The 23,283-nt window shown below is 51.7% G+C and carries 19 protein-coding genes and 1 pseudogene; 2 read left to right on the forward strand and 18 right to left on the reverse strand.

Annotated elements, in window-relative coordinates:
- The first annotated feature begins 203 nt into the window (after positions 1-203).
- Complete coding sequence (locus tag ACI6NM_RS04890; RefSeq protein ID WP_004797305.1) at positions 204-1,196, forward strand: AraC family transcriptional regulator; 993 nt, start codon at positions 204-206, stop codon at positions 1,194-1,196.
- Between the two features lie 59 nt (positions 1,197-1,255).
- On the opposite strand, the pseudogene ACI6NM_RS04895 reads toward ACI6NM_RS04890, so the two are convergent.
- The 10 genes and pseudogenes from ACI6NM_RS04895 to ACI6NM_RS04940 all read right to left on the reverse strand — a co-directional run.
- Positions 1,256-1,390 (reverse strand): annotated as a pseudogene (locus tag ACI6NM_RS04895) (TnpV protein); the annotation flags it as partial.
- A 211-nt stretch (positions 1,391-1,601) separates the two neighbouring features.
- Positions 1,602-3,014: a relaxase/mobilization nuclease domain-containing protein gene (locus ACI6NM_RS04900; RefSeq protein ID WP_438501054.1), complete on the reverse strand. Its 1,413-nt coding sequence runs from the start codon at positions 3,012-3,014 to the stop codon at positions 1,602-1,604.
- A gap of 54 nt (positions 3,015-3,068) precedes the next feature.
- The gene (locus tag ACI6NM_RS04905; protein WP_438501055.1) at positions 3,069-3,377 is read right to left on the reverse strand and encodes a hypothetical protein; all 309 of its coding nucleotides are present in this window, start codon (positions 3,375-3,377) and stop codon (positions 3,069-3,071) included.
- On the reverse strand, positions 3,374-4,228 hold the full coding sequence (locus ACI6NM_RS04910) for a nucleotidyl transferase AbiEii/AbiGii toxin family protein (protein WP_118695775.1): 855 nt from the start codon (positions 4,226-4,228) through the stop codon (positions 3,374-3,376). Before ACI6NM_RS04910 ends, ACI6NM_RS04905 begins: the two co-directional genes overlap by 4 nt.
- Positions 4,225-4,770, reverse strand: coding sequence for a type IV toxin-antitoxin system AbiEi family antitoxin domain-containing protein (locus ACI6NM_RS04915; RefSeq protein WP_227097388.1), 546 nt, complete (start codon positions 4,768-4,770; stop codon positions 4,225-4,227). The genes ACI6NM_RS04910 and ACI6NM_RS04915 overlap by 4 nt, the downstream gene beginning before the upstream one ends.
- Positions 4,771-4,928: 158 nt before the next feature.
- Positions 4,929-5,240 (reverse strand): CD1845 family protein, encoded by a 312-nt coding sequence (locus ACI6NM_RS04920; protein ID WP_438501056.1) that lies wholly within the window; start codon positions 5,238-5,240, stop codon positions 4,929-4,931.
- Positions 5,241-5,395: 155 nt separating this feature from the next.
- Positions 5,396-5,734 carry a plasmid mobilization protein gene (locus tag ACI6NM_RS04925; RefSeq protein ID WP_270418260.1) on the reverse strand — a complete coding sequence of 113 codons (339 nt, stop codon included), beginning with the start codon at positions 5,732-5,734 and terminating at the stop codon, positions 5,396-5,398.
- 2 nt (positions 5,735-5,736) lie between these two features.
- A complete protein-coding gene (locus ACI6NM_RS04930; protein ID WP_438501057.1) occupies positions 5,737-6,543 on the reverse strand; it encodes a DUF3848 domain-containing protein in 807 nt (268 codons plus the stop codon).
- A gap of 1 nt (position 6,544) precedes the next feature.
- The gene (locus ACI6NM_RS04935) at positions 6,545-14,050 is read right to left on the reverse strand and encodes an SNF2-related protein (protein WP_438501058.1); all 7,506 of its coding nucleotides are present in this window, start codon (positions 14,048-14,050) and stop codon (positions 6,545-6,547) included.
- A gap of 152 nt (positions 14,051-14,202) precedes the next feature.
- Complete coding sequence (locus ACI6NM_RS04940) at positions 14,203-14,547, reverse strand: TnpV protein (protein ID WP_432764263.1); 345 nt, start codon at positions 14,545-14,547, stop codon at positions 14,203-14,205.
- 4 nt (positions 14,548-14,551) lie between these two features.
- On the opposite strand from ACI6NM_RS04940, the gene ACI6NM_RS04945 reads away from it, so the two are divergent.
- Positions 14,552-15,313 carry a hypothetical protein gene (locus ACI6NM_RS04945; protein ID WP_438501059.1) on the forward strand — a complete coding sequence of 254 codons (762 nt, stop codon included), beginning with the start codon at positions 14,552-14,554 and terminating at the stop codon, positions 15,311-15,313.
- A 96-nt stretch (positions 15,314-15,409) separates the two neighbouring features.
- Here ACI6NM_RS04945 and ACI6NM_RS04950 read toward each other — a convergent pair whose 3' ends face one another.
- Genes ACI6NM_RS04950 through ACI6NM_RS04985 form a run of 8 tightly spaced genes read right to left on the reverse strand, consistent with a single transcriptional unit; the run spans position 15,410 to position 23,254 of the window.
- Positions 15,410-15,625: a transposon-transfer assisting family protein gene (locus ACI6NM_RS04950; RefSeq protein WP_003526257.1), complete on the reverse strand. Its 216-nt coding sequence runs from the start codon at positions 15,623-15,625 to the stop codon at positions 15,410-15,412.
- A gap of 1 nt (position 15,626) precedes the next feature.
- Complete coding sequence (locus ACI6NM_RS04955) at positions 15,627-18,995, reverse strand: YodL domain-containing protein (RefSeq protein WP_438501060.1); 3,369 nt, start codon at positions 18,993-18,995, stop codon at positions 15,627-15,629.
- A 6-nt stretch (positions 18,996-19,001) separates the two neighbouring features.
- Positions 19,002-19,280 (reverse strand): immunoglobulin, encoded by a 279-nt coding sequence (locus tag ACI6NM_RS04960; RefSeq protein ID WP_118667186.1) that lies wholly within the window; start codon positions 19,278-19,280, stop codon positions 19,002-19,004.
- Positions 19,277-21,385: a DNA topoisomerase 3 gene (locus tag ACI6NM_RS04965; RefSeq protein ID WP_438501061.1), complete on the reverse strand. Its 2,109-nt coding sequence runs from the start codon at positions 21,383-21,385 to the stop codon at positions 19,277-19,279. The genes ACI6NM_RS04960 and ACI6NM_RS04965 overlap by 4 nt, the downstream gene beginning before the upstream one ends.
- Positions 21,372-22,055, reverse strand: a complete 684-nt coding sequence (locus ACI6NM_RS04970; protein WP_025491750.1) for a hypothetical protein — start codon at positions 22,053-22,055, stop codon at positions 21,372-21,374. Before ACI6NM_RS04970 ends, ACI6NM_RS04965 begins: the two co-directional genes overlap by 14 nt.
- A complete protein-coding gene (locus ACI6NM_RS04975; protein WP_082923076.1) occupies positions 22,052-22,246 on the reverse strand; it encodes a hypothetical protein in 195 nt (64 codons plus the stop codon). Before ACI6NM_RS04975 ends, ACI6NM_RS04970 begins: the two co-directional genes overlap by 4 nt.
- Entirely contained in the window at positions 22,243-23,007 is a 765-nt protein-coding gene (locus tag ACI6NM_RS04980) for a CD1107 family mobile element protein (RefSeq protein ID WP_438501062.1), read from the reverse strand. The genes ACI6NM_RS04975 and ACI6NM_RS04980 overlap by 4 nt, the downstream gene beginning before the upstream one ends.
- A complete protein-coding gene (locus ACI6NM_RS04985; RefSeq protein ID WP_270599959.1) occupies positions 22,997-23,254 on the reverse strand; it encodes a DUF4315 family protein in 258 nt (85 codons plus the stop codon). The genes ACI6NM_RS04980 and ACI6NM_RS04985 overlap by 11 nt, the downstream gene beginning before the upstream one ends.
- Positions 23,255-23,283 lie beyond the last annotated feature (29 nt).

A 23,283-nucleotide genomic window follows, 5' to 3' on the forward strand; every position in this document is an offset into this window, starting at 1 on the left:
CGAATACCTCCATTCATTTGCTGGTTAGCATTTACTAACCTCTTTATAAGATACCATAGTACGACACAGTTCTCTACAACCAATCGTCTTTTTAGCTCCAAACAGCAACGAGTTTTAAGGTTGACTGGCTGGGTTCCTGCTTTTATAATAGAATTGCCAATTCAAGCAGGCCCGCCAAAAAACCGAATAGTAGGAGTTATGAAATGAAGATAGATGAAATCATTAAGAAAAGCATTGAAGTCCCCGGTATATCCATAAAACGCAGTGAATATAGCGCCGAGCTCATCTTAAAAGAGAAAGATGGAAAAGGCTCTATGACCTTTTTCCCATTGTTTCCCGGACTCACCTTAGCCTATATTTTTATAAATTCACCCACATGGGCAGCTCCGGACTTTCGTGATAATGGCTCCATAGAAACAGGCCCGCTGCTCTTAAATTACTGCGTAACCGGGCGGTGTGAGCTCATTCTGAATAACGGAAACTTTGTGTATGTGAAAGACGGTGAAATATCTCTGACAGAACGCTTTGCCAGACAGCAATATGTTTATCCCCGCCGAATTTATGAAGGTATGGAGTTTTTTATTGATATGGATGCCGCAGCAGAGCAAAGTGCCTGGATACAAACGGAATTTGATATTGATTTCCACAAAATCAGAGAGCTTTACTGCCCGGCTGGAAGCACTTATATCTCGGCCATTTCTCCCGAAATAGAAGAAATACTAAAAAAACTGTGGTCCTTGTTGGATATCTCTGTGCCGCTTTCCATTATGCAAATGAAAATCTATACCCTGGCGCTTTTTTCGCTGCTCCAGAATCTGAAAGAAATACCGCCTTCTCAAGCCTGCACATTCTTCACAGAAACACAGGTAGATATTGCAAAGCGTGTGGAAAAAATCATCACTTCTGATCTGCGCCAGCACCATCCTGCGTGGGAACTGGCTGCACAGTTTTCCGTCAGTGAAACCAGCCTGAAAAACTATTTCCGGGGAGTTTTTGGACAGAACATCTCCGTGTATCTGCGTGAAACCCGTATGAAAAAAGCCGCAGAATTACTTTCTACCACAAAGCTGTCTGTAGCAGAGGCAGCGGAGCAGGTTGGATATATAAACCAGAGCAAATTTGCTTCGGTATTCAAAAAGCAATTTGGTCTGTCCCCACTGGAATACCGGCGGTCAAAGAATTTGGGAAATATATAAGAGTAAAGCCGGGATTTGCCACTTGATAGCAAAGTCCCGGCCTTTCTTGTGCCTAAAAACTATTTGTAAATCAGTTCATCTTGAATAATTTCCTCTGCCTGCGCTTTCAGCGTGTTCATCAGCCCCACCCAACGCATAGGGTCACAGGCTTTCAGTTCTTCCGTGACACCCGCAGTCTCCATCATGTGGGATAGTTAGAACGGTGGTTATTCCGAAATTATTCTGATTCAGGGATAATACCGGCAAGCAATGCCTGTGTTAATACACACAGGCCTGCAGAGAAGAAAATCCCTTTGTGATTTTCCTCTCCGCTTGCTTGTTGAGGGCAGCGCCCCCAAGCCCCTTTGAACACAGAATTTCATTCTGTGGCTGCGCGTTCTGCGAACGCTTTTGACCAGGACCAGCTTACCGCTGGCCGTGGTCTTTTTCTTTTTCAACATCCTGTTCTACCTCCATTTTCAGGACCCGATCCACATTGGCTTTTGCCGTTAAAAGTTCTCGCATTTCCTCACGGGAATGCCGATACTCGGCATAGGTCTTTTTCTTTTCTTCCAGCAATTTCACGTACTCTGTCTGCAACTCTTTGACCTTGGGCAGCTTCTTGACACCCATCTCATCAAAGGCATTCTTAGCAGCCTGGTGGAGCAGAATTTCTTCCTCATGTTCTTCCCGGAATTTCTTAGAGTAGCCCGCCTTGCGGTATGCCACATAGACCTCACGGGTCTTGGCATAATTTACGATGTGAGTACGCAGAACAGCGATCTCCGCCATGCGTTTCTCCGCCGCCTTGATCTGCGCCGACAGTTCGTTGTGATGTGCCGTGACAGCCGCAGCCTTTTCTTCCAAAACCACATACTCCAGCAGATTGTTCTCTGACAGGTAATTCATGGTCTGCGCCATTTGTTTCAGATTAAAAACTTTAGCCCATCGAGCATAGCCAGCACCTTTTCCAGCCTGTAATTTTGCCTGAATATCCACCAGCAGATTGACCTTTGGCGGCTCTGCCTGTGTGACTGTTTTCTTTCGCGGGGTATGTGCTTTCTTCCCGGAGAGAACTACCCGCAAATCTTCCAATCCATATCCTTCGCCCAGACTATCCATGCGGGCGGCTTTCTCCCAACCAGAGAGCTTCAGTCGATACGATTTTCCGCGCTTTGAAACTTCACAACCATACTCTTGCAGCAGCTTCAGCAGTTCTTCAAAGTCAGCAGGACTTTGTGATAATGCGTTGTCAATCGCCACACGAAGCAGCTCTCGGTGGGAGGGCTTGGCCTGATCGCCCAGCCACTTGTTGTAGCTTTTTCCGTGAAGTTTCGGATTCTCTACAATGGACAGTCCGTTTTCAATGCAGATGGTATCACTTAACCTGCGAACCGCCTTGGTGCTGCCCCAAAAGTTTCGGAATTTCCGGTCATATTCTAAGCTGACCGATGACCAGATAACGTGATTATGAATGTGCGACTTGTCTATGTGAGTGCAGACCACAAAGGCATGATTGCCTTTGGTAAAACGCTTGGAAAATTCTACACCCAGACGGTTGGCTTCTTCCGGCGTGATTTCACCGGGTTTGAATGACTGGCGCACATGGTAAGCGATCACATCGTCCGCCCCGCGCACCCGCCCGGTGGCGGCGATATACTGCCGCTTCGCCAGCAGAAACTCTGCATCGGCGGTCCGGCTGTCACAGCCATAGCCGGTAATTAGTTTTCCGTTGTCAGTCTTTTGCGGATTTGCCACATAATCAATAATATCGCTGATTGCTCGGCTCTCAGTGCGCCCCTTTCCGATATGCAGGGGCATGATGCGTGTGGTTGCCATAGAAGGGCCTCCTTTCTAAAAAAGAAACGGCCTGCATGGTGCAGACCGCTTTTGCTATTCTATAAAATCGTCCTCGATGTCCTCTAACCGCTTCGGAGGAAACCTCATCTCGTATTGTTCTTTTGCCAGTGCACGAATTTCCGGGCGCTTATCTTTCATTCGGTTTTTCAGCCAGGAAATCTGCTCCTTTGATAACCGCCAAGAGAGATTCAGTAAGCGGTTTACCGTCATTTGCTCCGCTTGTTTCTCCGGCGATAAAGAAGCACAGGATTTACAGATGTGCGCCGCATGACCTTTGCCGGAAAATTTTTCGTTAGCCTTATATTCTCCGCAGACTTTACAATAATGTCCATGCTTCTTCATAGGCTCGATTCCTTTTCACTGAGCGCATATAAACTGCGAACCGCCCTCATGATGATGTTCCACTCCAGATCTGCCGCATAGGAAAACTTCCTGCGGTAAGATTCCCAAAGTTTCTGCATCACAGGACTGCTTTCCACTTCATTCAAAACATCCACAGCTTCTGCAAGATGCCGTTCGGTTCCGCGTTTTTTGGCAGTTGCCAACAGTGCATCATAGAGCGTCTGCCGGTTCAATGTGTTCCCGTGGAGCTGATCCAGAATATAAATGTCATAGAAATCTCTCATGCGGGTGTTGGTGGTGGTTCTGGTGATGATTGTTTCCAGCTTTTCAGCCAGAACGGTTTCCAGATTGTATGCCCAAATGTCAATGGAGCGATCTTCCAGCATCAGCTTGAAAGAGTAGCGTACCTCCCTGGGGGTAATGGCATCCCCTGTGGAAATGTCAATCTTCAAAGGTGTCACCACACCGTCAAAGGTTGTAGTCATGCTGACCCGAATCCCAGGATACTCCGCTTCATCCATAATCTCTGAAATGCTTTTCAGCTGAAATTTGACGCCATCATCAATCGGCACACTCACAATAGCAGAAATCAGGTTCTCGATCTCCTCTACATTAACATTGGCTCCTTTTACAGTAGCGTCCAAGTCCATCGTGGAACGGGCATCCAGTCCAACCATTGCCGCTACCAGCATCCCGCCTTTCAGAATAAATTTATCACGATATTCAGAAAGGGAAATACGCTCCAGAAAACGCTCCATCATATAGTTTCGCATTAAAAGCTGTGCATCCGCAGATTTTTCTCTGGAAAGATTGCGAATCAAATCTTTTAGCTGCCTTGCTGTCTTTATCATAAAAGCACCTCCAAATACTGCCGTAAAATTTTTTCAACCCGGAACATACCGGCATACCGCATCAAAGTCCGCAGATCCTTGTCCTTTCTTCTGGCATACATCTTCAGCGCACCTTGAAAAGTCTGTATTTCCATGCTGCTTCGGCTGCGGAGCAGATCGCAGATGGTGCGCTCCATATCATAGACAGGAACCGTATGCCCAAAAGGTGTTTGGCCAGTTGTCAGCCCTACCTCATATAGTTCTGGTTTGATGGTGTAAACAGAAAGGCCCTCTGCCTTTAAGCGAGTGGTGCTGTACCCTCTGCGCACCGTGATAGCGTATGGAGATGGTTCCCGGTCTGTCAAGTCATGGAAAAATAGCGCTGATTCATGGGAAAATACTGCCTGACCACATCGCAGATGTAACAGAAACATCGCATCAATCCAGGTGTCCTCGGAGACATAAATTCCGTGAGCAACCTGCTGAAGATTTTTCTCTTTGACATATTCATAAAAAATGGGTTTTACAATTCCGCTGGCGATTACCTGTGCGGTTTGCAGCATCCCATCATGCTCGGTCAGAAGTCTGTCTAATTGCTCAAACCGTTCTGATTTGGTCACATCCATCACTTCCTTTCGTGCTACTATTATACACGGATGTAGCACAGAAGTAAATATAGCAATTTAACAGACACTGCCTAGCATTTTTGTGACCGCGCATTTTATCCATAAACCAAATCCTGAATGGCAAACTTCAAGTCCTGCACCTTGCCCAGCAGCCAGATGGCAGCCATCGGCAGACCATAGGGACTAATAAGGAATGCCATCACCAGCAGGATAATGCCGTTTTGCAGGGAACAGGTCAGCAGAACCGCCACACCCAGCAGGGCGATCACCATGCTGATAAGCCCCAGCACCAGACCGGAGACATAGACAATCCCCACACAAATCCAAACGAACAGGGTCATCGCCAGAATCACCGGAACCATCACGATCTTCAACAGCAGTTTCAACAAAAATACCAATGCCCTCATTGTTATGCCTCCTCCCAAAATCACAGTTCCTGTTCCTGATTCCATTATCCCTGTCTCACAGCCAAAAGGCAAGGATACGGGCAAAAAGAAAAAGCGGAGGAAGGCGCGGCGAAGAAACGCCGTTCCTCCCTCCGCAAATGGAGTATCTATCCCTGTTATGAAAGTTTGGAGAGTTGGGTAAGGATTTCCTTCACACCCTCCCACAGTTGTTCCTGCCGCTGGGATATATCCTCCAAGTCAGCATTATAAACCCGCCCGGTCTCATGTACTTTGCGGGTCAGCTGATTCAAGTTGTTGCTGCTTCGGCGCATCAGGGAAACCAACTCCTTCAGCTCCGGCAGATCCAGTTTGACCACATACCCATCCAGTGCCATTTTCCGCAGATAAGCGCTCAAATTCTCTGTCCCGTATTGCTGCATCTTTTGATGGATCAGCTCCAGTTCTTCTGCGGACACCCAAAACAAAACCGGAACATCCCGCTTGCGCTTTGCCATGGTTATCTCTCCGGCTCCCGTTTTTTCGGGGCGGCAGACTTATGGGCGGGCAGCTCCTGTTTGAGCTTTTGCAGGACAGAACTTTTCTGCTGTTCTTGAGCAACTTTTCGGAACTGTCTGGTGAACAGGTCGGTCAAACCGGGATTGACCTGATCTACCACCAGATAGGCACAGTGGCGGGAAGCGCCGCTGTCCTCCAGCGTAGGAATGCTTTTTGCCCATGCTTTATTGTCCTGAGAGATACGCCCGTCATAGTTCTTGCGCTGGATGGTGTTGGCAAGAATAAACTGTACCCGTTCCGTCCCGAACTTTTCCAGCACATCTTTGACCGCAGCTTCCGTATCCAGCCGATTCTCTGCATAGTGGGCGCTGATGGTCTGCTCAATGGCTTCTTTGCAGGCGCTGTTCGCCTGATATGAGAGGTTGTACTGTGCCATTTCCCCATGCTCGGACGCATAGGCAGCAGAATATGGATAGACCGGTGTTGTTAGCAGTTCCTCTTTGGCTCTGCACACATCATCGGCACGGTTCTCAATGCTGTCCCGGATCACATCCATATAGCCGGTCTCCAGCTTTTCAAAATAGCGGTACACATCCGTCAATGGAGAGGGAGATTCCAAAAGTGCCTGAGCCTGGGTGTCGGTCAACTCCAGTTCCTCCATTGCCATCACGATGTCCTCGCGGATGGTGTACTCATAGGCATGGTTTAAGACTTCTTCCGGGGGCTGTCTTTTCAGCCAGTCCCGGAACTTGTCCTGTTCGGCAGCCATCTTTTCATAAAGGGCTGTATTCAGATCGTTAGTATTCATGTTATCGCACCTCCTCATGCTGTTTTGGTTTCTTGTCTGTACTGCGGGGTTGCACCGGGCGTTTTAGGTTATCCAGCACCGAAGGCCGTGTACTTTTGGCAACAACAGACTCGGTGTGTGCCTGTCCCTTTCCGTCGATGTTGAGCAGGGTATCCAGCTCCACCAGACGGGCGTTTTTGCATCTCAGTTCTTCTTCATAAAGGAATGGCTTTCCGACTTCCTCCTTTGCCGCAGCTTGCTGCTGACAGAGGTTATCCAGCTGTGCCTTTGCCGACTCCAGACGCTGGGGCATCTGAGCGAGGGCATTGTCGATACGGGTAAGATTTCCGCGAGGGTCCGTACCAAGGGTTGCCCGGTGGGTCATCTGTCCTTTCAGCAGGAGCGTATACTCCTGTTTCCAAGCGGAAAATTCCACGGACATGGCATACCCCCGGTAGTTGCCGATCTGCACCGGATCGGAGGTTTTGACCTCCTTACAGGCATCCAGTAGGGCTGCACCGGCGTTTTCTTTGTCGGTCAGCACATCGCCCCGGATCTCCATACCGGCAAAGCCATCTGCCGGGTGTGGGTGGGCAGCCAGTGTTTCTAAATCGGCTTCAAAGCCCTGAATATACCCCTTGTTGGTTTCGATTTCCTGCGGGAAGTATTTGAGCAGCTGGTCCTCCAGACGGTACTGCTTGCTCTGGTGGTCGGCTTTCATCAGCTTCAGCTTGGCAACCTCCACATCCAAATCCATGCGTTCCTTGATACGGGGGTCTCCGGCACACAGGGCCTTGATCTCGGCAAAGGAAAGCGCCGTTTCATCCACATCGTCGCAGCTTCTCACAGGCGATTTCGAGGTCATAATCTGGCTGATGAATTTCTGTTTGTTTTCCACCGTCTGCCAGAGGTAAGCATCAAAAGTTCCCTCCGTGACATAGCGGTACACATGGACAAGAGGGTTCTGGTTGCCCTGGCGCTCGATACGGCCCTTGCGCTGGGCAAGGTCTCCCGGACGCCACGGGCAGTCCAAATCATGCAGCGCTACAAGGCGATCCTGCACATTGGTGCCTGCACCCATCTTGGCGGTGCTGCCCAAAAGGATACGCACCTGACCGGTGCGGACCTTGGAGAACAGTTCCTTTTTCCGTACCTCTGTGTTGGCTTCGTGGATAAAGGCGATCTGCTCGGCAGGCATCCCCCGGGCGATGAGCTTCTGGCGGATGTCCTCATAGATGGTAAAGGCAGGCTCCGGTTCATCCAGTGGGATTGCTTCTTCCAACCCGTGAAGCAGCGGATTGTCCAGCTGTTTGGCTACCTTTTTGGAGGGAGCTGCCTGGGGCGTGGAAATGTCGCAGAACACCAACTGGGTCAGCTTGTCTGCATCCCCGTCCCGCCAGATCTGCATGATGTTGTCCACGCACTGATTGACCTTTGTGCCAGGTTCATCCGGCAGCATCTGGTTGACGATCCTCTGGTCCAGTCCCAGCTTGCGGCCATCCGAGGTGATTTTGAGCATATTGTCCTGGGACGGGTCAACGGTTCCGCTGTGTACCAGCGATGCGCGCTCCGAAAGAGCCTTGACCATTTCCTGCTGATGTTCGGTGGGCTGCGCCACGATGTTGTGGTATTCCACCTCCGGGGTGGGCAGGTTCAACTGGTCGGCAGTCTTAATGTCGGCCACTTCTTTGAACAGGTTCATCAGCTCCGGCAGATTAAAGAACTTGCTGAATCTCGTTCTTGCCCGGTAGCCGGTGCCTTCCGGTGCCAGCTCCAAAGCTGTGACGGTCTCTCCAAATCGGGAAGCCCAGCAGTCGAAGTGGGTCATGTTCAGCTCTTGCAAGCGTTCATACTGAAGGTACCGCTGCATGGTGTAAAGCTCGGTCATGGAGTTGCTGACCGGGGTTCCGGTTGCAAAGATAACGCCACGGTTTCCGGTAATCTCGTCCATATAGCGGCACTTGGCAAACATATCGGAGGATTTCTGCGCGTCCGATGTGGAAAGACCAGCCACATTCCGCATTTTTGTGTATAGAAACAGGTTTTTATAGTTGTGGGCCTCGTCCACAAACAAACGGTCCACACCCAGCTGCTCGAAGGTTACTACATCGTCTTTTCGCCCCTCGGCTTGCAGCTTTTCCAGTCTGGCTTCCAGAGACTTTCTGGTACGCTCCAGCTGCTTGACGGTAAAACGCTCGCCGCCGCTGGCCTGCACCTCTGCGATGCCCTCGGTGATCTCGTCGATCTGCTCATAGAGAAGCCGTTCCTGACGCTCCCGGCTGATGGGGATACGCTCAAACTGGCTGTGTCCCATGATGATGGCATCGTAGTCACCGGTCGCAATGCGGGCGCAGAACTTCTTTCGGTTATGGGTCTCAAAGTCCTTTTTGGTGGTGACTAAGATATTGGCGGAAGGATAGAGACGCAGAAACTCCGACGCCCACTGCTCGGTCAGATGGTTTGGAACCACAAAGAGAGATTTCTGGCACAGTCCCAGGCGTTTGGCTTCCATCGAAGCAGCTACCATTTCAAAAGTTTTGCCTGCGCCTACTTCATGTGCCAACAGGGTATTTCCTCCATACAGCACATGGGCAATGGCGCTTTTCTGGTGTTCCCGCAGGGTAATGGCCGGGTTCATCCCTCCAAAAGTGATGTGGCTGCCATCATATTCACGGGGACGGGTAGAGTTCATTTCCTCGTTGTACTGGCTCACCAAAGTCTGGCGGCGCTCCGGGTCTCTCCAGATCCAGTCCCTAAAGGCTTCCCGGATAGCCTGCTGTTTTTGAGCGGCCAGGGTAGTCTCCTTGGCGTTTAGTACGCGGCGCTCTTTTCCGTCTGCGTCCTCTATGGTGTCATAGATACGGACATCCCGCAGGTTTAAGGAATCCTCCAGAATCTTGTAGGCGTTGGCGCGGCTGGTTCCGTAGGTGGTATAAGCTGCCACATCGTTGTAGGATACAGAAGATTTCCCCTTGATCTGCCATTCAGCAGTAAAGGAGGAATAGTTGACCTCAATGCTGCGCTGGAGATAAAACGGGGTGTTGAAGGTCTCGTACATAAACTGCTGGATGTACTCCTTGTCAATCCAGGTAGCGCCCAGACGCACCTCAATTTCCGACGCATCCAGGTCTTTGGGCTGGGCGGCGGTAAGAGCTTCCACATTGACTGCAAAAGAAGGGTCCTGCTGTGCCGCCCGCTGCGCCTGACGCAGTTTGCGGCGTACATTTCCGGAAAGGTATTCATCAGCAGTCACATAATGGGGTGTGCCGTCTTTCTCCAACTGTCCCGGTACACGGAAGATCACGCCTTGCAGTTCTCCCGCCAGTTCTTCTTTTGTTTTTCCGGTAAGCTGGCTCATATAGTCCATATCTACGCAGGCTTTTTCCGAGATGGACACCGCCAGTGCTTCGCTTGCCGTATCCACAGTAGCCACTGCCTGATGGGGCTTGATGGTCCGTTTGGTGAACATATCCGCCTTGCGCTCCAGCTTTCCGTCCTCGTCAATAACTTCCAGCGCACAGAGCAGGTAATAGGAAGAATCATCTGCATAGGCCAGGCGGTTTGCACGGTCATTGATGAGACCGTATTTGGCAGAAAAGCTGTCATAGAGCCGGTTCAGTTCCGCCTGTTTTTGGGTAATGGTGCTGTCTGGAACCGCTGCATCCATCTGAAGGTCGATCAGTTCCTGCACACAATCACGCAGTCCCACAAGACCTTTCACGCGGGCTTCGGCGGTGGCGTTGAGGTCAGGGCGCACCATGCGGCTGTTTTCCCGGTAGTACACCTGCCCGTCTACAATGGCATAGGAATAGTTCTTCACATTGGGGTCGGCAGGAATGGAGGTGTCAATGGCTTCGCCCTCGCCCAGCTCCGGCAGCTCTGCCTCCTGATAAGTGCCATGAATGTACTTCACAGCATCATGCAGCTGGTCGGAAAGCTCCAGTCCCTCGATAGGGTTCACGGTGTAATCCATACCATGAGCAGTGCTTACCGGCTCCTGTCTGCCCAGCACCATTTCCGGGTGGTCGATAAAATACCGGTTGATGGCAAACCCATCCTCCGTTTGTCCGGTCTGCGTCCACTCTGGTGCAATGTCCAGCGGACGGTCTCGCTTTTGGAGAAAGATGATGTCCGATACAACCTCGGCACCGGCATTCTTTTTGAACGCGTCATTAGGCAGACGGATCGCTCCCAGCAGCTCGGCACGCTGGGCAAGATAGCGGCGCACGGTGGAATCCTTGGCATCCATGGTATAGCGGGAGCTCACAAAAGCTACCACACCGCCGGGACGCACCTGATTCAATGCTTTGGCGAAAAAGTAATTATGAATGTTGAAATTCAGCTTGTTGTAGGCTTTGTCATTGACCTGATACTGACCGAAAGGCACATTGCCGATGGCAAGGTCAAAGAAGTCCCGCCTGTCAGTGGTCTCAAAGCCGCCTACTGTGATGTCCGCCTTTGGATAGAGCTGCTTTGCGATGCGCCCGGAAACCGGGTCCAGCTCCACACCGTATAGACGGCTGTTTCTCATTTCCTCCGGCAGCATACCGAAGAAGTTGCCCACACCCATAGATGGCTCCAAAATATTTCCGGTCTCAAAGCCCATGCGCCCCACCGCTTCATAGATTGCCTGAATAACCGTAGGGCTGGTGTAATGGGCATTGAGGGTAGAGCTTCTGGCGGCGGCATATTCCTCCGGGGTCAGCAGTTCTTTTAGCTGGGCATACTCTAAAGCCCATGCCGGTTTCTCCGGGTCAAACGCATCAGAGAGACCGCCCCAGCCCACGTATCGAGAAAGAACCTCCTGCTGTTCGGGGCTTGCCTGCTGTCCGGCAGCTTCCAGCTCTTTCAGCAAACGAATCGCATTGACATTTGCCTGGAACTTGGCTTTCGGACCGCCTTCGCCCAAATGCTCATCGGTAATACGGAAGTTCTGTGCATTGCGGCGCAGGTTGGCCTTGTATTCCTCATAAGATGCTTCCTCGGCAGCTTTGGCATTGGGGAAGGTCTGCCACTGGCCATTGACCTGAATGGAAACCGGGTGTTCATCCAACACTTCCTCAAAGGTTTTCTCCAGCTCAGTCACAGGGGCTGGTGGCTCCGGCTCCTCGATATGCAGTCGTTCCACCACCACATCATAAGGCAGATTGTTCTTATCGCCCGGATAGACGGCCATGGTCTCGGAATGGAAGGTCGGGGATTCGGTAGCCGGTTGGGGCTGTTCCTGTCCAAAACCGTCCTGCTGACGGGCATACATCCCGCGCAGCAAAGGCGCAACCTCATCCCAGCGGAAATACAGCATAGCCAGGCGCTTTTCCTCTGCATCCATGACTTCCAGTTCTATGCCCTGTGCCGTGGTACGGTAATCGGCAATATCGCCGGTCTCCAGATTCAGTGTCTCAATCTCACCGGAATAGGCTCTGCTCAGCCAGTAGGCGATCTCGCTGTTGCTCCTGCCGGATTCCAGCAGCGTGGAAATCTGCTTTTTATCCGCTTCATCCATCAGTCCATGAGCCAATACATCCCGCAAGTCCTGATCTGCCTTGTCCGGGTCAGTAGGAAGAAACTCGGTATAGTAAGCATTGCGGCGGTCTGCCCGAAGCAGCTGCTCGAACTGTTCTTTGCGCTCTGCCCGGTAGATGGGATATACCATCCCGGTGGGCAGAAGCTGTACGGTGTCCTCCCGCAGCTCGGTGATCTGATAGGCGTCATCCTCGATATACACGGTATCGCCCACGGCATAGACCGGGGCAGCGGGGTCATAGGATGTTCTTTGCGGAGTTGGGCGGCGAACTGCATCATATTCCTCATCGGAAATAGCAACTTCGGAAGTCTGCTCTGTCTCAGCAGCTGCGATCTGCTCTACATCCGACATCACCTGTTGGATAAACGGATCTTTGTCCAGTTTTTCCGGATCTGCCACCTGGCCGTTGACGATCCCTCTTTCCTCCAGAGCTTCCCGGATGGCGATTGGGTCGATGTCGTCAAAACGGTCCTGTTCTTCTTCGGTATAGAACCGGTCCTCCTGAATGAGCTGGGCAAGCCTGCGCTGTACCTTCGGCCAGGGCAGCTGCGTTTCCTCCGGGCTGCCGGCACGGACAACGAACAGGCTGTTGCTGTTACTGCCGCCGTATTCCTGAGCCAGCCATGCGGCGGTATCTTTTTCTCTTGCATGGTCTTTCATATAGCGGACAACAGCGTGTTTACTCTCGATATTGCCGTTCCATGCACAAAGAGCAGTATCAATATCTTCCTGAGAAAGAGGGCGCAGAAGCTCATGGAGCTTTGGATAGGTCTCGTCGATCACTTCCCGGTGTAAACGCTGACGGAACTCCGGCACATCCGAATAGAGTCGGATCAGCTCCATATCCTTAGAACCAAGGACTGCACGGCGCACAGCAGCATTGCCCTCGATGACAGCATTTTCACGGTCAGAATGACCGCAGGCATTGCGATATGCGGTATCCTCGGAAATGGCGGCAGTCACCACAGGCTTATACTGCTCAAACTGCTCCCCAAGGGTAGGCTTTGGTGTTTCTTCATCCATCTCCGGCTGCTGGGCTTGAATGGCATCTTCTTCGGCCAGTTCCTGTTCAGACTGGATCTTGTCATACTGTGCCTGTTCCTGTTCGGTAAGATAGCGGCCTTTCTGAACAAGAGAGGTAATGCGCTTGGCAACCTTTTCCCAGTTCAAGTGAACATCCGGGCAGTCCTGCTTTTTATAGTGCAGTCCTTTCCCATCGTGATCTTCACCGCTGTGTGTTGCGCCGGACAGGGCATGAGAGCGTCCGCCAATGCCATACTCGTCTTTAAGGAATCTCACTTTTTCCTTATCCGTATGATTTTCCATGAAGAACGCATAAATACGGCCTTTTCCTCCGGCAAAACTGCTGCCGCCGGTCATGGCGGCGTCGATCTCATCCTCGGTAATGAAATGCTGGACGGTTGGCACTTGGGAAAGGTCCGAAGAAAAAGTTCTGCGTGGCAGGTCAAGATCCTTCAGGTTCTCCCAGATTTCCTTTGGTCTGTGGTAGTGAAAGCGCAACAGGTCACGGTCCTGCTGATAGGCAGTCCAGAAGGCGGCATATTCTTCCTTGAGTGTCTGGCGGAAAGCCGGGTCACTCAGCTGCTCCGTCAGGCGGCGAGTCTCCTCCGGGAAACCATTGCCTTTGATCTCTGACAGGCAGGACAAATATCCGGCTTCTCTGGCACCCTCACTAAGATCGTGATACAGATACCAGAGCTTTTCTGCAAGGAGGGAGCGTTCATAGCCTGCCACTTCTGCAAGCTCCACATTGGAGGCAAACTGGCCGCTCTCCAAAAGCTCCCCGATACGCTCTGCGGCGCTCTCCCAGGAAATGACCTGGGCAGACCTGTCATAACGGACAGACTTCCCATGTGAAAGATGGATACCATCCTCGGCATACCATGCGCTCACACTGCCAAGGCCGTTGCCGCCGTGGTACAGCGTTTTCAGTATCTCGGCAATCTCAGCGGTGGTTTTCTGCTTTTCAAATGCTGCAACCACACGCTCCCTCTGACGATCTGTATTGCCTCCCAAACGCAGCACATGGTCAATATCATTTTGGGCAAAAGAAAAAGCAGAGGATGTATGTGCTACATTCTCTGCTTCATCTATGGATTGGATCTGCTCCGCTTCGGAGAGGAACAGGTTTAGGGTCAGCTGTTGATAAGCTCCGCCATCAGGATCTCCTCTGCCTGGGCTTTGCAGGTGTTCATCAGGCCCACCCACTTCATGGAATCGCTGGCTTTCAGTTCCTCGGTGGCTCCCGCTTCCTTCGCCAGCTGGGGCATCATCTGTTCCAGTCTGCTCTGGGCGGTCTCGTCGATCTCGATGAGGTGCGGGTACAGCTTCTCGCTCAGCAACATCTGGTTGTAGAGGATGGGACGGTGTTCTTTCAGGTAGGTTTTCCTCATCCTGCCGTACTTGCCCAGGGGTTTCTCCGGCTGCTGGCTCAGCTTCAGGTCGGGAATCTGATAGTCTCCGTTCTGGATGTAGGTCATTGGATTGTTCATCTTGCTTGCTCCTTTCTTGGTTGGCTTCGCGCTCTGCATTTCGGACGGTAACGCCGATCTGCCGCAGCACCTGCTGGTTGATCTGGCTGACCGCTGTTCCCAGCGCCCCGATGGTGGACGGGGTGTTGAAATCAAAGATCGCCATGAAATCTTCGTGGTCGAAGTAGCGTTCCGGCTCCAGTCCACAGCGGGACATCAAAGCGTAAGTGATGCTGACGGTGGCGGCTGCCTTGAACTGCACTCCGATGTTATACTCATCATATTCCTCCAAAAAGGAACCGTCAACGATATAGAAGAAGTCCTGCTGATGCTCCGTCCAATATTCCTCGGCCAGTTTTCCAGCTACCTCCGTGAGCTGTCCGGCAAGATCATCACCGGAAACATCATAGGTGCGCTCCAGCATGGCCTGCACGGAATCCAGATGGCGCTCCTCCAACTGCCACAGCCAGGGAGTGCGGGAATGTTCACGGGTTCCGGTGTCGGAAATGTCAAAGACATAACGCAGGCGAGGTCTGTCCCCGGAATCATCCACCAGAGCGATTCCCTTGGAACCGCGCCTTACATACCGACCCATCTTTTCATTCCACAAATCGTACTCTGCACAGGCGGTGGCATCCGGTCGCTGGGCATAGATCATCAGCTGCTCATGGAACGGGTACTTGTAAAGGCGGGAAGCAGTAGTGAGAAACCCTGCCCATTCCTGCCAGCTCCCCGTGAGCTGTGTTGCCACCTTGTCCGCCATCTGTGCATATAGTTCAGCTTTGGTTGGCATAGTGTTCTGTCCTCCTTTCAGTTTTGGGGTAAAAAGGTGGGGTGGCAGATCGCCACCCCATCCCTGCGGTTATGTTGTTTACTGGTCAAAATCCGGGTACAGCTCCAGTTCGGCAAACTTCTCATCGGTCATCGCACAGAGCTTCGTAAGGGCGCTGTCGGTCAACTCTCTCAGCTCCGTTTCCTCCGGCGAAAGCTCGCCGCGCATCTCACGCAGGCTGTCGATCAATCCGGTGCGGCTGCCGGTATTGTAAATGCACATCAGGTTCATTTCCTCAAAAGTAAAGTTTCCCATATCAAATCTCCCTTTCCGCACTCTTTTTGGGTGCTGTCTTTTTGTGTTCTGTCTTGGGCTGGCCTTTCAGCTGCTCCATGACGGACTTTTTCTTTTCCCGTTCCTCCCGATGGGTGGCGGCTGCCAACTCCATCAGGGAAATGGGCTGACCGCTTCGGGCCTGCTGTTCCAGCTCTGCCACCGTGGGTTCTTTTGCGCCATTGTTGATGATACCGTCGATCATGCCGTAATCGTCCTCCAGCATCATTTCCGCATTTTTCAGCGGGTTTTCTGGCAGGAATCCGGGGATCTGGGTAAAACCAACGCTGTCGCAGTAATGACAGGATACCTTACCGTCCTGCCTGATCGCAACGATGTCGCTGACGCTCATGGAGGGACTGTGAAAGTCCACGGGCTTTTCCAGATTGAATTGCTGATAGAGTTTTTCCAGCTGCTCCGGCACAGTGCCAGACTCCCTCAGAGGAGCTGTGTAAATGAGGTCATAATTGCTGCGGTCTATGGAAATGTTATGGGACTTTAACCAGTCCAGATTCATAAAGCGCACATTCTGCGGATCGTCACGACTTACCTGATAGATGGCAAAGCAATCTCTGTTCTGGGAGAGAAATGCCTGTTCGCGTTCCTGCTGATGTTCCTGACGCTCCATGACCTTTTCGTGGAACTGAGGGCTTTTCTCCCATTCCTCATGGTCCACACCGAAAAGACCGCCATGATCCATGATTTCCTGCGGGTCAAACACCATGCTCTCCGTATTGTCCTCATGCAGCACATAGACGGTCAAACCGGCGGCATCCAGTTCCAGCGCCCGTTCTCTGGTAACAGGGAGCATCCCATCATAGGAGTAGCCATATTCCTGCATATCCGGTGTGGATACCTGCTCATCCGGCATGGGGTATTCATCCAGTGCCTGCTCCTGTGCCTCCGGAAGCTGGGAAGAGGCAGTCATCTGACTGGTCTCTGCCTGCATCTGCTGATAGGCCGCTTCCTGCAAGGTCTCAACCATAGACAAGGGAGCGCGTCTGAGCGAAGTGCTGTCCAGATCGTTATCATCACAAATCTGGAGAACTGCCTTCATGCAGGAAAGCTCCGGCATATCCAGCTGACCACCATCCAGCTCTTTCATGGACGCAGCATCGTAAAGAGTGTAGTCCCATCCGCTGTCACAAGGTTGGATATGAAGATAGGTAGTATCGTTGATCAGAAACAAAGCCTCCTGCTGGTTGGCATCCGCCCCCAGTACCTCCATTTCCGGCATGGCCGCAGCCAGTTCCTTTACCGCTTTCTGTACCAGCGGATTATCACGGTAATAGTCGATTGCCTGAATAGTGTCCAGGTCAATGGTCTGCCCGGTCAAAATCGGAAACGGTCCTTCATAGTCGCTTCCGTCTTTCAGCTCAAAGCCAATCCCTTTGACCCCGTTCATTCGCTCTGCCGGAATTTCCTGATAGATGCGGACCGCCTCCTCCAAAGACAGGTTATCGTGATATTCTCCAAGGTTTGGAAACTCCATGCACTCTGCTACATAGTAGGTTAGATTGCCGGTCGGCTGCTCTATCGGGGCGGTTTCCGGCTCTGCCTTTGCATGGGGATCAATCCCACGCTCTTTGCATATTTCCTTATAGTGGCGCTCAATGTCAGAGATCAAAGTGCCGGAGGTCTTATTGATGGTCTCCAAACTGGCTCTCAGCTCTTTCAGTTCCTTGCCCTGACTCCAACTGGCAATATAGCCGAAGCTGTTTTCTCCAGTCTCGATGCCAAAATACTTGCAGACCGCATAGGAGATACTTTCAGCCTCCACTTCCTCCGTGTGGCGGTCTTTCCTATGTTCTTGCAAAAATTGGGCGAGGGTAGAAAAGCCGTCAACAAAATTCAGTCCTTCTTCCTCGGTCAGCATCAGGCGTCCATCTTCCGCCAGCTCCAGCGGCTCTGTCAGTAGAACGGAACCTGCATGGTTTACAACCACTCGTTCTTCTACACAGACCGGCTCTCCGGGGTCGTAGTCAGAACCGCGCAGGTCATAACAATAAACGCCCTCCGGCAGATTATCACGGACAATCCGCCCATTGGAGAACAGACCGGGTTTATCAAACAGCCCGATCTCCTGATATTGCTCGTCATTGGCAATCTGAATCTTTTTCTGATTGTGGAGCTTGCTGTGGGCAATCTCGTGAACCGTGGCCGAAACCGTCTGCACCTCGCTCATGCCCTGGCGAATGGCAATTTTCTGATGATCGGCAGAAAAATAGCCGTCCGTATCGGCGGCCATTGCTTCAATGGTGATCGGCACCGGTGCGCTGCGGCGCAGGGCCTCCATGAATGCCTCATAATTTGGCACATTGCCGGAAAGGGAGGAAGCAAGCTCCGGCAAAGGTTTCCCGTCGGTCTGGCTTACATCAAAGACCTTGACCGGACGAAACATGGGGATTTCGATTTCTTTTTCCTCTGTGACGATCTTTCCGTCTTTATCCAGAATCGGAGCCTTGGTATCCGGGTCCAGCTTCTGCTCCTCGATTTTCTTCTTATACGGTGTGGGGGCGATGATGGTAATGCCATGCTCGCCCTTTTTTACATGACGCTCAAACTGGTCTTTCCACTTATTGTATCCGGCTACCAATGTAGCGTCCGGCTTCTGCATATAGATGAGCATGGTGTTGTTTACCGAATAGCGGTGGAAGCGGGACATGACGGACAGATAGCGCATATACTTTTCGCTCTCAAACAGTTCCTTGATGCCCTGCTCGATGCCATCTGTGATTTCCCTTAGCCGCTCTCGGTTGGTGGGTTTGTTCTCAGCCATGATTTTCAATCTCCTTTCCAATTGTGTGATTTCTGCTGTGTGTTCTGCAATCCATTCCTTTTGTTCTTCTTCACTTTCATAAAGAAAAAGGTCCAGCAGGTACTCTACATAGGTTTCCTTCTGGATCGCTTCCACAAAACGGGGGTGCAGTTCTTCCTCCGGTGTCCGGGGAGAATGGTCGATCTCCCATTTTTTCAGCAGATGGTAGTAATCGGACAGTACGCGATAACACCGCTGCCGGTCCTCCCGAAACTTTTGTGCCTCGGTTTTCTGCCGGACATACCTCCTGCGGGGAGGGGCCTGACTGTCATAGATCAGGCCAAAGTCCTGTGCCAGTTTCTCCGCCGCTTCTTTTGGGGAGAGATTAAAGAGCTTTGCGGTAAAGTCGATCACATCCCCATCTGCACCGCAGCCAAAGCAGTGGAACCGCTGGTCTACCTTCATGCTGGGGTTCTTATCATCGTGAAAGGGACAGCAGGCCATACCATTTCGTTTGACCTCGATCCCATAAAACGCTGCCACTTCTCTGGTGCTGACTGACAGCTTGACTGCTTCAAATACATTCTCTGCCATGTGCCTTTAACCGCTGGGCTTTCTCACAGGAGGCTGGTATCCGGCAGCTTTCGCACGCTCACTGGCAGCTTTGCGGCGTTCTGCGCTATATGGCTCCCTGACTGATACACACCGCTTGGGGACGGTAAAGTTATGGGCGTCCTTTCGGGTGATCTGGTCGGGGTGCTTTTTTGCCAGCAAATCCAGCTTCTCCATCAGACGGGGATCATGGGTATAGATCTCAGCCATTGGTTCTGCCTGATTATAGAGAAGAATGGTTTCCCGTTCCACTAAAGAGAGCTTCATCGGCTGCCTCCTTTCCGCTGATCAAATTCCAGCTTGAAGTTGGCGTACTGTCCATCGTCCTCCAAAACCACAGTGGCATCGTAGGTCTTGCCGGTTTTCTCCGAATATAGCCCCGTCACACGGACACGGCCATCGTTAAGCAGTGCAGACACCACAGCCTTGGTCGGCTGTTTTTTCTTGGCAGCCCACCATTTATTGTTTTTCCAGATTGCAAATCTGCATTCTTTGCTCTGACAGAAGAAGCCTTTTTGCAGTTCTGCAACTTCACCGCCGCAGCGAGGGCATTTGCCCACCACCTCACGGGGCGGAGTGAACAGGTACTCAGTTCCTTTGATGACCTGATAAGTTCCCACCAGATCTTTCAGCATGGTGCTGATCCCGTCCAAAAACTCCTCCGGGGCGAGCTGCCCGCGCTCGATCTCGCCCAGTCGGTACTCCCACTCGGCAGTCAGAAGCGGCGATTGCAGTTGTTCCGGCAGAACGGTGATCAGGGAAACTGCATCGTGGGAAGGGAGAATCTGCACCGTTTTCCTGCTCTTTTTTCGTTCCAGAAAACCGGCAGATACCAGCTTTTCCAAAATACCGGCACGGGTGGCCGGTGTCCCCAGACCTTTTCGCTCGGCATCCTCCGGCATATCCTCTTTTCCGGCAGTCTCCATCGCGGACAACAGAGTGTCCTCCGTAAAGTGCAGGGGCGGACTGCTTTTGCCTTCTTTGACGATTGCAGCAACAACCGAAAGGGTCTGTCCTTCGGTCAGCTCCGGCAGGGCTTTCTCTGCGCCCTCTTTTTTCGGCTCTGCATCCTTCATTTTGGCACGGTAGGCGTCCTCCAGTGCTTTCCATCCGTGGTGCTTCACCGTTTTTCCTTTGGCGGTAAACTCCCTACCGGCACACGCTGCAATCACAACGGTTTCCGAATAGATATGGGGCTGGGCCACGGCACACAGCAGACGCAGGGCCACCAGCTCCAGCACCGCTTTTTCTCCCGCAGGAAGGGCAGAAAGGTCTGCATCCTTGAGATTTCTGGTAGGGATTACTGCGTGGTGGTCGGTTACTTTCTTATCGTTGATGACCGTATGCGGATCACAGGTAATGGCGATCCCTTTGCGAAACGGCATAGCACTGGCAACCAGATTCACCAGCACCGGCAGGCTGTCTGCCATATCACCAGTCAGATAGCGGCTGTCAGTACGGGGATAGGTGCAGAGCTTCTTTTCATACAGGCTTTGTAGATAGTCCAGGGTCTGCTGGGCTGTAAATCCAAGCAGGCGGTTGGCATCTCTTTGCAGGGTAGTCAGGTCATAGAGGGCAGGCGGCTTTTCGGACTTTTCCTTGCACTCCACCTTTTTGATTGTGACATTTGCACCCTGACAGGCTTCTTTCAGCTGTTCGGCAGCAGCTTTATCCGCCATGCGCTCCCCGGATATGGTAAGACCGGGCAGCTCCAGCGCCACGGCATAAAAAGGAACCGGCTTAAAGGTGTCGATTTCAGCTTCTCGCTGGACAATCAGTGCCAGCGTTGGGGACATCACGCGCCCGATGTTGAGGGTGCGGTGGTACAGCACGGAAAAAAGCCTTGTGGCATTGATCCCTACCAACCAGTCGGCCTTGGCACGGCAGAGAGCAGCATCCCGAAGTCCATCATAATCTACACCTGGGCGCAGGTTTGCAAAGCCCTCCCTTATGGCGGAGTCCTCCATCGAAGAAATCCAGAGCCTTTTCATCGGCTTTTGGCAGCCTGCCAGCTCATAGACGCTGCGGAAGATCAGCTCGCCCTCGCGTCCGGCATCACAGGCATTTACTACCTCCGTCACATCCGGGGCGTTCATCAGCTTTTTGAGAATATCAAACTGCTTTTTCTTATCCTTTCCCACTACCATCTGCCAATGCTCCGGCAGAATAGGCAGGTCATCATATCGCCACTTGGCATACTTGGGATCATAACTGTCTGCATCCGCAAGACCGGCCAGATGGCCCACGCACCAGCTGACACGCCAGCCGTTACCCTCCAAATACCCGTCCTTACGAGCAGTTGCACCGATTACCGCAGCCAGACTTTGTGCAACCGATGGTTTTTCAGCGATTACCAGTTTATATCTCATCATCTTCAGCCTCCCATTCTTCCCGCACAGGCGTGTGCAGTTTTTTCTCTATGCTGTTTTCCTCATCCAGTAGCAGGTTATAACCAAACCGGTAGTCATAGCGGTACAGTTTCCCCAGCAGGTCATTGATGATGATACGACAAGCCAAAATGACACGGGTTTTATCCACCTGCATCAGCTGGTAGCGTTGATAATTGCTGTAATATTCTTCGTGACGGCGGGTATTGCAGGCGGCATCTTCAAGTAAACTATCTACTGCATCCTGACAACCATCTTCTTTTTCCCCTTCCATGCAGTTCAGAAGTTCCATCATCAAGGGAAAGCTCTGTTCATCCATAGGAGCTTCTGCTGCAAGAAAACCGATCAAAGCGGATAAGAGCAGACGAGCCGCCGTCTGTTCTTGTTCCGTCAGCACGGCCATTGTTTTCTCCGCATTTGGCAGGATCTTTTCTTCCACAAAATCTGCCGCATCGTCGGAACAAAGCTGACGGATAGAATCTATGGACAATGAAACTGTCACGGTATCTAAGGAGAAATCAAAGGGGTCATCTTGCTTTGGCTTTCTCCGAAGTTTGTTTAACATGGTAGAAAGAATGTCGCCGCCAAAATACACGGCGATCACCAGCAGGTCAAAAACAGCAATCAGCTTGATAAATATAATCAGAACACTCATTTTTTTCGTTTCCTTTCTTTGAGCCAGCGTTCCATCTCACGATGGCAGATACCTACGCAGGGTCTTCCATAATTCCCGCAACCATAGCAGGGGTGGCTGTGGGGTAAAGAAGGAGGACGGGAAGTTTCCTTCCCGCCCTCCGGCCTGCGTGTCATCATGCGTTCATAGGGACTGTCTGTGAAACGGGTCATTTCACACTGTCCTCATCATCATCTTCTGTGCTGCCCCCATCAGCGTCCGGTTCGTCCGACTCCTCATCCTCGGTTTCCCATTCCTCGGAATCTTCCTCGCCATAATCATAATCGTCCAGACTGTCATTGCCCTTGGTCTTAGGCTTGTTCTTAACAAGCTTCAAGTAGGCAAATACGCCACCGCCGCCCAGCAGAGCCAGCAAAAGGACTATCGCAGCCGGGTTCAGTCCGGCAGGCTTCTCTTTTTCCGGCTCCGGTGTTTCTGCCGGAGGTTCCGGTGCTTTGCCCGTACATTTACTCTTATCAGTTGCGCAGACCGGGCAGGCCGTATTGACTTCCCCTGCTTCACATTTTGTTGAACAGCTACACACAGCAGCCGGCTCCTCTTTTGCTTTTCCATCTTCCATCAGTGCCATCAAATCCGCTTCATCCACCTGATTCAGAAAGTGAACAGCAGTCTTTTTATCCTCATTCGCCCTGTCAATCAGGATGTAAAAGTAATTTCCAGCTTTGGTCGTAACAGTAATAAGCTGCTTATTGCCTCCAAAATCATCCACCAGTGCCGCATTTCCCTCCGGTGTAAGTGCCGGTGCCGGTTCTGTTTCTTCCACAATCACATTGCTGTCATTGGTAGAATCCTCTGCCGGTGCCGCCGGAGCCTGTTCTGACCCCTGTGCGAAAGCAGGGATCGTAAAGCCAAATGCCACAACCATTGTCAGGCAAAGGGCGGAAAGTGTTTTGCAAATTCTTTTATTCTTCATAAGCGGTAGCCTCCTGATTATTTGATTCCGACAGTGCTGTATCTCTGCCGTGGTTCATTCCACCGGAAAGCATAGCGTTCAGCTGTGCTGGAGTCATGCGTAACGCACGAACCATCTGAACGATTTCCAGATTCTCTGCCTCCGTTTTCTGTGCTTCCAGGGTCTTGAGCTTTTCCTGATACTCTGCGATCTTCTCGCGGACCTTTGTAATCTCCTGGTCAATGCGCTCAATTTTGTTCTTTGCCATCGTCTATCACTCCTTCTTAAAAATCTCTG

The organism is Pilosibacter sp. YYHA0881, assembly GCF_051602715.1.
GTDB classification, from domain to species: Bacteria; Bacillota; Clostridia; order Lachnospirales; family Lachnospiraceae; genus Alitiscatomonas; species Alitiscatomonas aceti.

Excerpts from the sequence above, each read along its gene's own strand:
- ACI6NM_RS04920 (WP_438501056.1), bottom strand. The coding sequence starts at position 5,240 with ATGAGGGCATTGGTATTTTTGTTGAAACTGCTGTTGAAGATCGTGATG.
- ACI6NM_RS04965 (WP_438501061.1), bottom strand. The coding sequence starts at position 21,385 with ATGATGAGATATAAACTGGTAATCGCTGAAAAACCATCGGTTGCACAA.
- ACI6NM_RS04905 (WP_438501055.1), bottom strand. The coding sequence starts at position 3,377 with ATGAAGAAGCATGGACATTATTGTAAAGTCTGCGGAGAATATAAGGCT.
- ACI6NM_RS04955 (WP_438501060.1), bottom strand. The coding sequence starts at position 18,995 with ATGGCAGAGAATGTATTTGAAGCAGTCAAGCTGTCAGTCAGCACCAGA.
- ACI6NM_RS04925 (WP_270418260.1), bottom strand. The coding sequence starts at position 5,734 with ATGGCAAAGCGCAAGCGGGATGTTCCGGTTTTGTTTTGGGTGTCCGCA.
- ACI6NM_RS04985 (WP_270599959.1), bottom strand. The coding sequence starts at position 23,254 with ATGGCAAAGAACAAAATTGAGCGCATTGACCAGGAGATTACAAAGGTC.
- ACI6NM_RS04970 (WP_025491750.1), bottom strand. The coding sequence starts at position 22,055 with ATGAGTGTTCTGATTATATTTATCAAGCTGATTGCTGTTTTTGACCTG.
- ACI6NM_RS04975 (WP_082923076.1), bottom strand. The coding sequence starts at position 22,246 with ATGACCCGTTTCACAGACAGTCCCTATGAACGCATGATGACACGCAGG.
- ACI6NM_RS04930 (WP_438501057.1), bottom strand. The coding sequence starts at position 6,543 with ATGAATACTAACGATCTGAATACAGCCCTTTATGAAAAGATGGCTGCC.
- ACI6NM_RS04900 (WP_438501054.1), bottom strand. The coding sequence starts at position 3,014 with ATGGCAACCACACGCATCATGCCCCTGCATATCGGAAAGGGGCGCACT.
- ACI6NM_RS04950 (WP_003526257.1), bottom strand. The coding sequence starts at position 15,625 with ATGGGAAACTTTACTTTTGAGGAAATGAACCTGATGTGCATTTACAAT.
- ACI6NM_RS04890 (WP_004797305.1), top strand. The coding sequence starts at position 204 with ATGAAGATAGATGAAATCATTAAGAAAAGCATTGAAGTCCCCGGTATA.
- ACI6NM_RS04960 (WP_118667186.1), bottom strand. The coding sequence starts at position 19,280 with ATGAAGCTCTCTTTAGTGGAACGGGAAACCATTCTTCTCTATAATCAG.
- ACI6NM_RS04940 (WP_432764263.1), bottom strand. The coding sequence starts at position 14,547 with ATGACCTACATCCAGAACGGAGACTATCAGATTCCCGACCTGAAGCTG.
- ACI6NM_RS04915 (WP_227097388.1), bottom strand. The coding sequence starts at position 4,770 with ATGCTGCAAACCGCACAGGTAATCGCCAGCGGAATTGTAAAACCCATT.
- ACI6NM_RS04910 (WP_118695775.1), bottom strand. The coding sequence starts at position 4,228 with ATGATAAAGACAGCAAGGCAGCTAAAAGATTTGATTCGCAATCTTTCC.
- ACI6NM_RS04980 (WP_438501062.1), bottom strand. The coding sequence starts at position 23,007 with ATGAAGAATAAAAGAATTTGCAAAACACTTTCCGCCCTTTGCCTGACA.